This is a genomic window from Myxococcus llanfairpwllgwyngyllgogerychwyrndrobwllllantysiliogogogochensis, from assembly GCF_006636215.1.
Lineage (GTDB): Bacteria > Myxococcota > Myxococcia > Myxococcales > Myxococcaceae > Myxococcus > Myxococcus llanfairpwllgwyngyllgogerychwyrndrobwllllantysiliogogogochensis.
This window is the reverse complement of record NZ_VIFM01000020.1, coordinates 20,499-33,934: the sequence shown is the minus strand read 5'-3', so window position 1 is coordinate 33,934 and position 13,436 is coordinate 20,499. Positions and strand designations below refer to the sequence as shown.

Sequence of the window (13,436 nt, the reverse complement as noted above, 5' to 3'; positions counted from 1 at the left end):
CTCAGGGGCCGCTCGGAGAGGGAGCGGCGGAGGTATTCCCGGGTGGGCTCGTGGGTTTCACGGAGGGATTCACCGCGGGCTCCCACTTCACGGGGCCCAGGGGCACGGTCTTCTCGGGCTTGGGGTCGGCCCACGCGGGGGCGGCATGCGTGTAGCGCAGCGCTCCGCCCCGCGTGTCGATGGCCAGGGGCGCTTCGGTGACGGGACCCAGCACCTGGCCGGTGCCCAGGTCCATCAGCCATCCCATGTAGAGCACTCGCTCTCCGGCCCGCTCCTGGAAGTCTCCACTGGCCTCGCCGACCAGACGCTTCTCGCCGGTGTCCGCGTTCCACAGCCACAGTCGAGGCCTCCTACGCTCTCCGCCGTCTCCCGTGGGGTCCTCCCGCAGCAGCGCATGGGAACCCTGTGCATGAACCCAGGTGCTGGCGGGGATGGGAGGGGGCACGAGCGTGTGGCGCTCCATGTCCAGGATGAAGACGGCGTAGGTGCGCTCGGTGTCCTTGCTGGTGAGGACGAAGGTGGGCAGCAGTCGAGGACGCTCTTCGTTGGAGGACCTCCTCACCGGTGCGTACGGCGACACCTCGCGCTCCAGGGACAGGTGCAGCTCGGGGCCGTGCAGCTCCAGCGTCGTCCCCAACGGGTCCCTCGTCTTGCAGCCGACGACGAGCAGTCTACGGGGCTCGTCCACGGCGTACAGCCGGGCCCGGCAGCTCTCGGGCACCCACGTCTGCTGGTTGCCCCGCGCGTCCTCGAAGGCGATGGCGCCATGCGGCAGGGTGCGAAGCAGGCCATCACCCAGCGGCTGGAGGATGTCCCTGCCCTCGATGAGCGTGCCGCCGTCCACGCGCAGGAAGCGGCGCACGGGACTGTCGCCCTTCCGCTCGCCCTGGGAGGCGGAGCTGACCGGTCCCCGGCATCGCGCCGGAGCGAGGGACGTCTGTTGATGAGGCCAGGTCAGCGTGCCGTCCTCGTCGGTGTCCTGCGCCACCACGTCGAAGACGGCCCAGAGTCCGTTCTCATGCAGCCTCGCCTGTCCGAGCAACCCCGGGCCCGCGTCCAGCACGCGCTCCTCGCCACGCGCGACGTCCCGCAGCACCGCGACCTTCTTCCCAGCCTCGGTCTTCAGATAGAGCAGGCGCTGGCCGTCGCGCGAGAAGCTGGCGCGCACGGGCGGCTGGGACGCGTTCGTGCCCACGTCGTCGGCGGTCCAGGGCGCGAGCACCTGCTCCGTGCCCGTCACGGTGTCGAGGAGTCGGAGCGCGCCCTCGCGCACCAGGACGATGTGTCGTGCCAGGGAGTCCACGGCGAGCACGTCGTCGACGGCGAGGCCCGCTCCGGGCTCCCGGAAGAGATACAGCCGCGCCTCGTCACCGCCGAGCTGTCCATGGCTGCCCACCCTGACCGCGATGGTTCCATCCTTGTTGGTGTCCTCGCGCGCCTGACACGCGAGCAGCCACCGGCCATCGGGCGCGGCGGCCTGGAGGAGGAAGGGGTGCGGAGTTCCGTACTCCGCTGGAGGAGGTGGGGTGCTCGGGAGGTGCCCACGCGAGGCACACGCACTGGACAGCCACACCAGGGACCACAGGACACAGGCGCGCGGAGTCATGTCGTCCCAGCCTGCGTCACGTCGTCATCGGTGAGCAAGCAGGCGTTGTGCGCGCGTCGTGAGCGTCCGACTCAGGACGGACCCACGGGGGCGTTCGCGCAACGGTGAGTCAGCGCACGTCAAGGGTGTCCTCCGGGGCGACCCGACGGGTTGAGCGCACGACGGCGTCTTGCGAGCGCGCTTGTTTCCGCCTACCCCTTGCCCACACGAGTGCCGAGACTTCGGCCCGTCATCCTTGAAGAGAGCCCTCATGCGCATTCGTGTCGCAGTCATTTTGCTGGCCAGTCTCTCCGCGTGCGCGTCGCGCTCGAAGGACGGGTCGGAGTCCTCCTCCTCCTTGCCAACGCCCTCTCGCGCCGCCACCGCTTCCTACTCGCACTTCATCCGCGAGTATCTGGACTGGTTCTCCGCGGCCAACCCCGTGCGCGCGACGCGGCTGGGTTTCCACGCGCACGACGCGCACCTGCAGGACGTCTCCAAGGAAGCGCTGCAACGCAAGGCGGAGGCGCTGCGCGGCTGGCTCACCCGACTGGAGCAGGTGAACTGCTCCGCGCTCTCCGGTGACGACGCCGTCGACGGCGTGGTGCTGCAGAACGCCATTCGCGCGGAGCTGCTGGAGCTGGAGGAGGAGCGCATCTGGGAGAAGAACCCCGGCGCCTACGTGGGCCTCGTCTCCGGGGGTCTGTCGAGTTTGTCCTCGCGAGACTTCGCGCCGCTGAACGAGCGGATGCGGGACATGCGCTCGCGCATGGCGCGCATCCCTCAAGTCCTGGAGGCGGCGAAGGCGAACCTCACGGGTGTGCCCCGGCTGTGGGCGGAGCAGGCCATCCGCGACGCGCGCGGCACGCAGGTGTACCTGCGCGTGGACCTGCCGCGCGCCCTGGAGGCCCAGGGCCTGGACAAGGTGCCTCCGGCGGAGCGCGAGGCCTTCCACGCCGCGCGCGCGGATGCCCTGCGGCAGATGGAGGGCTTCACCGAGTGGCTGGAGGAGGAGCTGCTGCCCCAGGCCAACGGCGACTTCCGGCTGGGCCGCGAGCTGTTCGAGAAGAAGCTGGCGCTGGAAGAGCACATCTCGCTGAGCGCGGACCAGCTTCGCGACATCAACGAGCGGGCCATCCGTGAGTACAAGGCGTGGGTGGCGCGCGAGACGGCGAAGGTGGACCCGTCGAAGACGCCGGAGCAGGTGATGGCGGTCCTGGTGAAGGACCACCCCACTTCCGAGGAGCTGATTCCCCTGGCGCGCACCCAGCTGGTGGAGCTGCAGCGCTTCGTGCGCGAGAAGGACATCCTCACGCTGCCCTCGGACGCGCTGCCGTCCGTGCGCGAGACGCCGCCGTACGAGCGGCTGGGCTTCGCGTCCATGGACACGCCGGGCCCCTTCGAGAGCAAGGCCAAGGAGGCGTACTACAACATCACCAACGTGGAGGCGGAGTGGTCCACCGAGGAGAAGTCGCAGCACCTGACGTACTTCAACCGCGCGGGCCTGTTGGGCATCACCGTGCATGAGGCCATGCCGGGCCACTTCGTGCAGTTGCTCTACGGGGCCAAGATTCCCACGGATGTGCGCAAGGTCTTCACCCCTGCCTCCGTGGTGGAGGGCTGGGCCCACTACGCCGAGCAGATGATGGTGGACGAGGGCCTGGGCCAGGGAGACCCGTCGGTGCGCCTGGGCCAGTTGCGGCGCGCGCTCCAGCGGCACGCGCGGTGGTACGCGGCGCTGGCGCTGCACGTGTACAACGAGCCGGTGGACGTGGTGGCGAAGCGCTACGCGGAGATTGCGTACTTCGAGCCCTTCCCCGCGATGCGCGAGGTGGAGCGCGGCACGTCCAACCCCACGTACCTGTACTACGCGGCCGGCCGCATGCAGATTCTGAAGCTGCGCGAGGACTACCGGAAGCACCTGGAGGCGAGCGGGAAGAAGTTCGTGCTGAAGGACTTCCACGACCGCTTCCTGCAACTGGGCCTGCCCGTGTCGCTCGCGCGCAAGGTGCTCATCCCCAACGACGAGTCACCGTCGCTGGAGTGAGCACCCCGCTCGCGCGCCTGGCTACAGCTCGATGACGTCCGACGGAGTCGTCGGCGTCTCGCGGGAGGTCAAGCCCTCGATGGTGAAGCCCCGGGGCGCGCGGATGGCGGCCCCGTGGTTCGGGTCGATGAACAGGCGCACGGGGAGCTCCAGCCCCTCGTAGCCCACCTCGAACACCTCCAGCCCCGCGTACTCGAGCGAGGGCGTGGGGCCGGTGTCACAACACGGGCCCAGCCGCTTCCACGCCACGCGCTGACCCTGGGGGCCGCGCAGCAGCTCGAAGAAGGCCATGACGCCCGGGTTGCCCCAGCCCACGCGCACCGGGTCCTCCGCGCGATAGCCGTAGGTGCCACCCTCCTCCTGCAGGCCCACCACCGGAGACGCCTCCTCGAGGGGGGCCCTCACCACGGCTGGATTCGACGAGGCACACGCCGACAGTGCCATCAGCAGCCCGAGACAGGCGATTCGAAGCGAAACCATTGCACCCTCCTCCTCCACGCCACCCGCGGCGAAACTGGGACCTGCCTTTCTCGCGTGCACGCACTCGTCTGCCCGAGTCGTTCGCCAGCCGACGCTCCCAAGCCCTCGCGGCGGGCCCCCGCCTGCCCGTGCCTCTAGGACCGCCGTGCGCGCGTCTTTTCAGAACCGCGCATTTGCGCGTCGCGACCCCCGGAAGCGCCGTCCCGAGTGCCCGGGCTTTTCGCCCCGCGACACCGGCTCCCGGCTGGAATTGACAGCCCGGGGTGGCACGCCGAGCGTGGGTGCGTGCGCCTGTCTCCACGCCCATGTCGCGCCAGGTGGCCTCGGCTCTCGGGGCCCGGCCGCCGTGTGCTCGTGTGGGGGCTGGCGGCGGGGCTCGTGGGCTTGTCCGCGTGCCAGACGCGCAAGAAGGAGACCTGTGCCTCCGTGCAGGCCCTGGTGCTGGAGGAGCTGCGCGTGACGGATGGCTTCCGAGACAGGCAGCATGACTCCCACTCGCTGGCCTTGAACGCGAGCCAGCTCGAGGCGCTGTCCTCGCGGGTGAAGTCCCTGGAGGTTCGTGACACCGAGCTGCGCGAGGCCGTGCGGCGCTACGGCGCGGACCTGGATGTCCTCGCGCGCGCCTATGCGCACCATGCCCGTGCGCGTGCGCGGCCGGCGCTGGAGCCCGCCGAGTCGGATGACGGGCACGTGGGGCCCGGCCTCTCGCTGGCCACGCATGAGGGCGTGGTGAACGAGGCGCGCTCCGCCGTCTCGCGCCTGTGCGCCCTGCCGTGAGGCCCCGTCACCTCACACGCCCCAGTAGTAGCTCCATTTGAGCATCACCGCGTCGTTGGCCGGACCCGCCAGCAACTGTCGCGGACGCAGCGTCGCGGAGGGCCGCTCACCTTCGGGCTCCGGCAGCCCCTGCTGCGAGCGTGAGTAGATGAGGAAGAGCGTGGAGCCCAGTTGGTACTCCCACCGCGCGACGACATTCACGTTCAGCGCGGTGTCGTAGAAGCTGCTGTCGTCGTCGTGCGCGACGGCGGTCAGCGAGTCGAGCCGGATGCGCGACCGCCGCGCGTCGGACGTCGCCGTGAAGAAGGGGCCGTAGGTGCCGTGCGCGGTGAAGAGCTGCGCGTAACCCTGCAAGGTGAGCCGGGGCGTCAGCACCCACTGCTGTCTCAGCGTGAGCGACAGGAAGCGCGAGTCCAGTGAGCCCAGCAGGAAGCGGCCATCGTCCAGCGTCTCCACGTAGCGCGGCCCATGGTCCGTCTTGTCGTTGCCCACGGAGAGCTCCGTCTGGAGCGAAGGGTGCGGCCTCGCGGACAAGGTGACCTCCCCGCCCCAGTCCCAGGCCGGAGCGCTCGGTCCGCCCTGGAAGCGGTGGCCGAGCGCGACGTACCCCTCCACCGACACCTTGCGGTTGGGGTTCGTCTCGCCGCTGAGGCTCACGAACATCCGGTCCGGCCGCTCCAGCGGGATGCCTGTCTTCGCCAGCTCCCGCACGTCGTAGCCGTTGAGGTCCAGGCCCGTCTCCACGCTCAGCGTGTCGAAGCTGGGCAGGGTGGCGCTCGCGTAGAGGTTGAACCAGGTGACCCGGTGCTCGCTCCGGTCATCCGCCGTCCACTTTCCACCGGCGTGGGCATTGGCGAACAGCGCCTTGAACGGGCCCAGGCCATTGGGCCGCGCGTAGCGCAGCGAGGCTCGGGGGGCCACCTCGTTCTGCGAGCGCTGGAACCCCGTGGCCACCAGCGACAGCTTCGGCGTGGCGACATCCACGCCGACCTCCGGACGCAGGCCCTCGCCACCGAAGCGGCCCGCGCGCAGATAGCCGCCCACGCCCGAGTCCCCGGTTTGCAACCGGGTGCCATCCGCGAGCACGCGCTCCGGCGGGCCGCCATCCACGCGTGAGGCCACCATCATCCCGTACACGCCCCAGGTGCTGTCCGCCGTCTTCAGGTCGAAGTCGAGCGCGCCCGCGAGCCCGCCGCGTCCCCGACACGACGCCGGTTGCTGTGAGTCCTCCAGGGCCGCGTCCTCGGCGGTGCAGGTGCCCGACAGCGGGTTGGCCATGGCCACCGCGCCGCCCACGCGCGAGCCCGCGCCCACCTTCCCTCGTGCCACCGCCACCAGGTAGTGCGTCGTCGCGGAGGGCTCGTCCGGCAGCTCCAGCCCCGCGCCCAGGTGCAGCGGCCTGCGCCAGTCGAAGCGCAGGTTCCGGTCCGGGCTCGCCTCGTCGCGCGCCTGCCAGGGGCCGGTGACGAGCGCGTCCAGCACGCCCACCTGCACGCCGCCCACCGAGCCCGTCACCTTCGCCGCGCCGAGCAGCGGCGTATCCAGGCCGATGCGCCGCGAATAGAAGAGCGCCAGCGGCGCGCCACCCACGTCCATGCCCACCGGCTGGAACAGCTCCATGCCCTGCGTGAAGAAGGGGCGCCGCTCCGGGAAGTACGCCTCGAAGGTGCTCAGGTTGAGCAGCAGCTCATCCGCCTCCACCTCGCCGAAGTCCGGATTGAACGTCGCCGCCAGCGCCAGTTGGCTGGTGAGCGCGGCGCGCACGTCCAGGCCCACGTCCATGGACGGGCTGAGCAGACGCGGCGCGGGCCGTGACGCGTCCGAGAACTGGGGACGCGCCAGGCCTCGTGCCGCCAGGTACGGCATCAGCTCCCACCGCCCGCGCGGTTGGATGTTCTCCAGGCCCGTCAGGTGTCCCAGCCGCGACACGTTGGCGTTGTGGTTGCGAGGGTTGTCCACCGACTCCAGCTCCTCGTTCTTGCGCGCGATGTCCCGCCGCACCGAGAAGCCCCACGTCTGCACCGGCGCCTCCGGGAAGCGCAGCAGCGAGAGGGGAATGGCGAACTCCGCCACCCAGCCGTCCTCCACGCCGTCCGAGGCGCCCGCCCAGATGCCGCTCCAGTCCTCCGTGTAGTAGCGGTCGTCGTAGTAGAGCCCGTCGCTCTGCACGCCGCCGGCGGTGACGGAGAAGCTGTACGCCGTGCGGTGGTCATGCGTCGGGTCGACGAGGACGTGAATCGTGTCCGAGTACGGCGCGCTGTCCCGCCGCCCCAACCGCCGGTCGATGCGCGAAGGCTCCGAGTCGCGCGCCACCACGCCCACGTACAGCATGTCTCCGTCGTAGAGGATGCGCAGCTCCGTCTTCTCCGACGGCGTCCGGCCCGCCGCCGGATAGCGCTCCACGAAGCCGTCGAACACCGGCGCGCGCGCCCAGTCGTCCTCGTTCAGCTTCCCGTCCACCTGAATCGAGCCCGTGGCCCGCGCCGCCTGGAGAAACTGCTCCTTCCCCGGCCCCTCCACCGCCGCGCTCGTCGCCAGACTCCACAGCGACACTCCGAGCGCGATGGCCCCTCTGATACCGGATGACATGACCCATTTCCCTCGTGTCCCGCGAAGCGGGGACACCGGGCTCCCTCGGTAAAGAACGTAAGTAGGCGGAGTTTCCTGAATGGCCCTGGAGTGCTACTTGCCGCCCGCGTCGCCCTTGCCGCCACGAGACATGGAACGCATGAACGTCTCATCGATTCCATGGATGCGCAGGCGCACCAGCTCGTCCGGGGTGATGTTCTTGTAGCCCGCGTCGCGCAGCTTCTTCACGAAGTCGGACGTCACGCCGTGGATGCGGAAGGAGACCAGTTCTTCCTGCGTGATTTCCTTGAAGCCCAGCTCTCGCATCTCCTTCACGAAGGGCATGGTGACGCCGTGGATGCGCATGGCGACGAAGTCGTCCGAGTCCAGGTCCTTGAAGCCCAGCTCACGCATCTCCTTCACGAAGGGCGTGGAGACGCCGTGGATGCGCATGGCGACCAGTTCGTCGGCGTCCAGGTCCTTGAAGCCCAGGCCGCGCATCTCCCGGGCGAACTCGGTGGTGATGCCGTGGATGCGGAAGGCGACGATTTTCTCGGCGTCCAGGCCGCCGTAGCCCATGGCGCGCACGTCGCGGATGTACTCCGCGGTGACGCCGTGGATGGACATGGCGAGCAGGTCCTCCCAGGACAGCTTGGGGAAGCCCGCAGAGCCCAGGTCCTTCACGCGCTGGGACGTGACGCCGTGGATGCGGCCCTGCACCAGTTGCTCCAGCGTCAGCTTCTCGTACCCCAGCTTCGCCAGCTCGCGGATGTACTCGGGTGACACGTTGAAGATGCCCACCGTGAGCAGCTGCTCCAGCGGGATGTCCTTGTAGCCCATGGCCCCCAGCTCCTTCACCCGCTGGGTGGTGACGTTCGTCGCGGCGAGCTGGAACTGTTGAAGCTCGGTGAGCTTCGGGTAGCCGAGCGCGGCCATGGACTTCGCGTAGGTGTCGCTCGGCGCGAAGCGGTAGTGGCCCGCGCCGTCTCCGGCCTGGAAGGTGCCGGTGAAGGTGAAGACGCCGGCCTCGCGGGAGAGCGTGAAGGTGGCCGGGCCGTCCGCCGTGGGCAGGCCCTGGAAGGCCGCGCGGGGCTCGGAGAAGCCCATCTGCCCGTTGCCGCCGTCCTCGTCGTCGGGGTGGATGAGGCTGATGTGGAAGTTCTCCGCGGACTTCTCCCGGGAGGAGGACGTCCAGGTGCCTCGCAGCTCCTTCGCGGCGGAGGCGGTGGTGGCCACCAGCAACAGGGCACAGCAGGTCAACAGCGACGACACGCGACGCATCATGGTGAGGCTCCTTCGGTTCTGGACGGAGCCCTGCCGTCCGGCGCGAGCCCGTGTGGGCGCGTCCGTGGGGAAGGGCGTGAGAGGGGAGGGGTGTCACGGGGCCGGGGAGCGAGCGCTGCTCCCCGGCCACTCGGTGACAGGTGTTTCGGTGTAACGGTGTTACTTGGAGTCGCGCAGGCGCCGGATGAAGTCGGCGTCCACGCCGCCGGCGCGCAGGCGCACCAGCTCATCGGGGGAGAGGTTCTTCAGGCCTGCGGCGTTCAGCTCGCGCAGGAAGTCCGGGGTGATGCCCAGGGCGCGCAGCTCGGTGAGCTCGTCCGGGTCCTTCGTCTCCACGCCGGCCGAGCGCATCTGCTCCATCCACTCCGGCGTGACACCCACCGCGCGCAGCTCCTGGAGGTCATTCACGGAGAGCTTGGGCAGGCCGGCCTTGCCCAGCGCGCCGATGTACGCCGGGTCCACGCCCACCGCGCGCAGCTCGGACATGTCCTCCAGCGACATGCCGGAGTAGCCTGCGGCCTTCAGTCCGCGCACGTACTCCGGGTCCACGCCCACCGCGCGCGCCTCCACCACGTCGTCGGGGTTCTTCGTGTCGAAGCCCGCGTCCCTGAGCGCCGCCACGTACTCCGGAGTGATGCCCAGGGCGCGCAGCTCCACCAGCGCGTTGGCCTCCAGCTTGCGGCCGAAGCTCACGGTCATCTGCTTCATGTACTCGGAGGTGACGCCCATGTGGCCCATCTCGACGAGGTTGGCGACGGTGGGCTCGTAGCCCATCGACTCCAGCTCCCGCACCCGCTCCGGCGTCACGCCCGCCGTCTTCAGCGCCACCAGCTGGTCGACGGAGAGCGACTGACCGGCGCCCACCTTCGTGCGCTCGTCGAGGTCCGAGTCCTCGTCGTCCTGGCGCGTGGACACCTTCACCTTCACGTCGGGCGCCGCGGCCAGCTTCATGGGGAGGGCCACCTTGACGTCTCCGGGCGGCCTCGGCGCCGTGGGGAGGCGGGGGAGGGCCCGCGGGCTCGGCGGCGCGGGAGGCTCGGAAGCCTCGGGCGGCGCGGGGACGGCGGCGTTCGCGACGCCCGGCCTGGACACGTCGGAGGTGGGGGCCTGGCCCAGCACCAGCGACGTCAGGGGCGCGGCCACCGCGAGGCTGCTCACGAGCGTCAGCACCGACGCCCCCGCGACCCAGCGGGAGGAGCAGCGCGGCGCGGGCGGAGAGACCAGGCGACGCACGCGCTCGGGCAGCGAGCCGCCCAGCGCGGACATCGCGTGGCTCGGCTCCGACGAGGGCAGCACCCGCAGGGACTCCAGCGCCGTGAGGGCCCGAGCGTAGGAGACGGAGTTGCCGCTGGCGCTCACCGCCACGTCGTCGCAGCAGTGCTCGCGCTCCACGCGGATGACGTTGGACATCCACCGCACGGCCGGGTGGTAGAAGAAGAGCGTCTCCACCACCACCTGCGCCAGGTTCACCGCGAAGTCATGCCGGCGGATGTGGGCCAGCTCGTGCGCCAGCACCATCTCCAACTGACGGGTGGGCAGGCCGGAGAGAGCGGACACCGGCAGCAGCACCACCGGAGACAGCCAGCCCACCGTCGAGGGCACGTCCACCTCGGTCGTCTGGAGCAGCCGCACCGCGCGCGAAAGGCCCAGGCGACGCGACAGCGTGTCGAGCCGCTCCTGCCACTCGTGGGGCGCGGGCAGGGCACGGCGCGCGAGCCGGCGCAACTGCACCCACTCCGCCGTCAGCCGTCCGGAGCTCAGGCCCACGCCCGCCACCCACGCGAGCACCACCCAGCGCAACAGGTCCGCCAGTGACTCGCGCACCCGCTCCACCACCAGCGTCAGCAGGCCCGCGGGCTCCATGCGGGTCCAGTCGGAAGTCGCGGCCCGCGCGGGCTCGCGCTCGGAGACCCCGGTGTGAGCGGAGCGGTCCCACCGCGCCATGGCCCGGGTCCGCGCCGCGACGAGCGACTCCTGGCGGAGGTCCCGCGTGGACACGGCGTGCTCGGCCGCCCGCGTGGCGCGTGCTTGCGTCGCGTGCCGCCACCCCGTGGCCACTGGCAGCACCACGGTCAGCACCAGCGCGCCACACGCCAGCGCATACCGCGCGTTGGCCGCGCGCCGGCCCACCGTCATCAGCGCGACCGCCAACCCCAGCGCCACCAGCGTGCCCTGCCAGAGCGAGTGCACCAGCGCCCATCCCATCGACTCCATCACCAGGCTGCTCATTCGTCCGCTCCTTCCATGGAATCGAGCAGCTGGCGCAACTGGGCCAGCTCCTCCGGGCTCGTCTTGCGCGAGGACAACGCCTGCATGGCCAGCCGGGCCGGAGAGCCGCCGAAGGCGCGCTCCACCAGGTCCGTCACCAGCTGCCGCTGCGTGCGCTGCTCCGTCGCATGGGCCCGGTACACGTGCGCGCGCTGGGACTCGTCGCGCGCCACCAGGCCCTTGTCCGTCATGATTTGCATCAGCTTCAGCACCGTCGTGTAGCCCGTGGCCTCCGCCGGCTCTCGCCGGTGAAGCGCCTCGTGCACCTCTCGCACCGTGCTGTCACCGCGCTCCCACAGCACCCTCAGGATGGCCAGCTCGCCATCCGTGGGGCGCGGCAGCTTCGACTCGCTCATGGCTTCCTCGCATCCAGCATCCACGAACTCATCATACGAATGGGTTCGTAGATGTCAACGAAGGTCTTCGTAGATGCTCCCCGTGACGTCGGATTCGCTCGGGAAGTGCGGGCCAGTCCTCAGCCTGGGAACGAGAGGCCTCACTTCCGTGCCTGCCTGCTCCCGGGATTTTCCCAGGAGGAGAAGTCATCGCCTTTTCGAGTCGGAAGCGTCGTTCCCACCGAGGGGAACGCGAGTTCCACGCAAGGGGCCCTCGCGTCGCGCCTGCTCGGCCTCCAGGGAGGTGGGTTCGTCGGCGTGGAGGCGACCTGACACGTCCCTCGCGTGGCACATCCGGTGAAAAAGGTCCCCCCGACACGAGTCATCCCGGCTCGAGAAGACGAAGCAGGACGGGGCAAGAAAATGAAGGCGTTGAGCGGTTGGATGGGTGCGGCGTGTGCCGCCGTGGTGGGGCTGGCGGGTGTGGCGGAAGCGCATGATTTGACGTGTTCGAAGCTGGTGAACGGGCAGGCCTCCGTGGAGGTCTCGACGTATCCCTTCACTGCGAACTTCAGCTTCCAGGTCAACAACGTCCACCCGACGTTGCCGTCCATTCTGTTGACGGCCGCGGACCCGCTGCTGGTGTTGGAGGGCTTCTCCTTCCTCCCGCCGCCGCCGGTGGTGATTCCGGTGGGCCAGTCGGTGACGTCCAACTTCGCGCTGACGCTCAACAGCTACGACGACTGCCGGACGCTGGCGCTGCTCGATGGGCTGGTGGACGACCACATCGACAACGTGTTCACCTCCGGGTTCGACCTGGGCTCCTCGCTGTGCACCGCGCGCATCACCTGCGTGCAGCCGCCGCCGGAGGTGTGCACCGCGACGCGGACGCTGGGCTTCTACAAGAGCCACATCTCCGCGGTGCAGCAGTGCCTGGCTGGCGGCCCCATTCCCCTGGGCAGCATCGGCATCGTCGCCACGCTGCCGGGCGCGGAGGGCCTCCTGTGGGGTGACCCGGCGAAGTATCCCATCACCGGCCTGCCGCGCAGCCAACTGGACCGCATCCGCTTCCTGGTCGCCCGTCAGATGCTGGTGGCCACCTGCAACCAGCGCCTGTTCGGCGGCCTCACCGTCCCGCCCAACCTGCTGGCGCTCGTGCTGACCGCGCTGGGCTCCGTCGACTGCACCACGCTCGAAACCCTCAACACGCAGTTGGACGCGTACAACAACTCCTGTGACGCCGGTGCGTTCCCCGGTGGCTTCGACCCGGGCCCCGCGACGCCCCAGGCCGCCCAGGCGCTCGCCGTCGACTTCACCATTCCCACGGGCCTCATCTGCATTCCCTGAGCCCCGTTCCACACACACCTTCCAGACATCGATTCACTCAAAAGCTTTCGAGGAGACACGTCATGAAGAAGTTCCTGCTGTCCACGCTGGGGGCCTCGGCCCTCGTGCTCGCCGCCTGCAGCGGTGAAGACTCCGTCCCGTTCCCGGGCGACGACCCGGGTGTGGAGACGCCCGTGCCTGGTGGTGAAGACCCCGCTCCGGGTGGTCAGGACCCGGGCCCTGTTCCCGGCGGTGAAAACCCCGGCCCCGTCCCCGGCGGCGGGGATGGCCCCGGCACTCCCTCCACGCAGAGCTTCGAGCTGCGGGTGAGGGGCGAGGGCCTGACGGACTACACCTCGCTGAAGGTGCCCGTCTCCGACGTGCTCATCACCACCGCCGAGGGCAAGCCCGTGCCGGTGCAGGTGATGTCGAACATGCTGGAGCTGGCGACGCCGGGCCACTCGCCGCTGGCCGCGCGCTTCACGGTGCCGCCGGGCGTCGACAAGGTCAAAATCACCGTGCACTTCAACGCGCTGGGTGACTTCGCCCGGAATGGCGCTCAGGCGTCGGAGCTGGACGCGCGGGTGGCGCCGGTGACGTTCGAGGCTCGCGTGAGGGACTTGTCCGTGCGTGGCCGCGCGGTGCTCGTGCTGGACATGGCGCGCTCCATGGTGGCGCTGCAGAAGTCCAACTCGACGCTGATGCTGCCCAACGGCTCGGTGAAGTACTAGCCGCGTCGGGCGGGTGAAGTCTCGCGGCGAGCCTC

Annotated in this window: 10 protein-coding genes; 4 read left to right on the top strand and 6 right to left on the bottom strand. The window is 70.0% G+C overall.

Annotated features, from left to right (window positions below):
- Position 1: 1 nt before the first annotated feature.
- Complete coding sequence (locus FJV41_RS07335; protein ID WP_141641695.1) at positions 2–1,606, bottom strand: hypothetical protein; 1,605 nt, start codon at positions 1,604–1,606, stop codon at positions 2–4.
- Positions 1,607–1,943: 337 nt separating this feature from the next.
- Between FJV41_RS07335 and FJV41_RS07330 the strand changes: the two genes are divergently transcribed.
- Positions 1,944–3,632: a DUF885 domain-containing protein gene (locus FJV41_RS07330; RefSeq protein WP_246137064.1), complete on the top strand. Its 1,689-nt coding sequence runs from the start codon at positions 1,944–1,946 to the stop codon at positions 3,630–3,632.
- 21 nt (positions 3,633–3,653) lie between these two features.
- On the opposite strand, the gene FJV41_RS07325 is transcribed toward FJV41_RS07330, so the two are convergent.
- The gene (locus FJV41_RS07325; RefSeq protein ID WP_246137063.1) at positions 3,654–4,112 is read right to left on the bottom strand and encodes a fibril protein; all 459 of its coding nucleotides are present in this window, start codon (positions 4,110–4,112) and stop codon (positions 3,654–3,656) included.
- Positions 4,113–4,460: 348 nt separating this feature from the next.
- Here FJV41_RS07325 and FJV41_RS07320 point away from each other — a divergent pair, with 348 nt between their 5' ends.
- On the top strand, positions 4,461–4,889 hold the full coding sequence (locus FJV41_RS07320) for a hypothetical protein (protein ID WP_141641693.1): 429 nt from the start codon (positions 4,461–4,463) through the stop codon (positions 4,887–4,889).
- A gap of 12 nt (positions 4,890–4,901) precedes the next feature.
- On the opposite strand, the gene FJV41_RS07315 is transcribed toward FJV41_RS07320, so the two are convergent.
- From FJV41_RS07315 to FJV41_RS07300, 4 genes are all read right to left on the bottom strand, one after another.
- Complete coding sequence (locus tag FJV41_RS07315) at positions 4,902–7,478, bottom strand: carbohydrate binding family 9 domain-containing protein (RefSeq protein ID WP_141641692.1); 2,577 nt, start codon at positions 7,476–7,478, stop codon at positions 4,902–4,904.
- A 93-nt stretch (positions 7,479–7,571) separates the two neighbouring features.
- A complete protein-coding gene (locus FJV41_RS07310) occupies positions 7,572–8,741 on the bottom strand; it encodes a 4-hydroxy-3-methylbut-2-enyl diphosphate reductase (RefSeq protein ID WP_246137062.1) in 1,170 nt (389 codons plus the stop codon).
- A gap of 159 nt (positions 8,742–8,900) precedes the next feature.
- Positions 8,901–10,970, bottom strand: coding sequence for a M56 family metallopeptidase (locus tag FJV41_RS07305; RefSeq protein ID WP_141641691.1), 2,070 nt, complete (start codon positions 10,968–10,970; stop codon positions 8,901–8,903).
- Complete coding sequence (locus FJV41_RS07300; protein ID WP_141641690.1) at positions 10,967–11,365, bottom strand: BlaI/MecI/CopY family transcriptional regulator; 399 nt, start codon at positions 11,363–11,365, stop codon at positions 10,967–10,969. The genes FJV41_RS07305 and FJV41_RS07300 overlap by 4 nt, the downstream gene beginning before the upstream one ends.
- 402 nt (positions 11,366–11,767) lie before the next feature.
- Between FJV41_RS07300 and FJV41_RS07295 the strand changes: the two genes are divergently transcribed.
- Positions 11,768–12,691 (top strand): hypothetical protein, encoded by a 924-nt coding sequence (locus FJV41_RS07295; protein ID WP_141641689.1) that lies wholly within the window; start codon positions 11,768–11,770, stop codon positions 12,689–12,691.
- A 62-nt stretch (positions 12,692–12,753) separates the two neighbouring features.
- A complete protein-coding gene (locus tag FJV41_RS07290) occupies positions 12,754–13,401 on the top strand; it encodes a hypothetical protein (RefSeq protein ID WP_141641688.1) in 648 nt (215 codons plus the stop codon).
- The last annotated feature ends 35 nt before the right edge of the window (positions 13,402–13,436 follow it).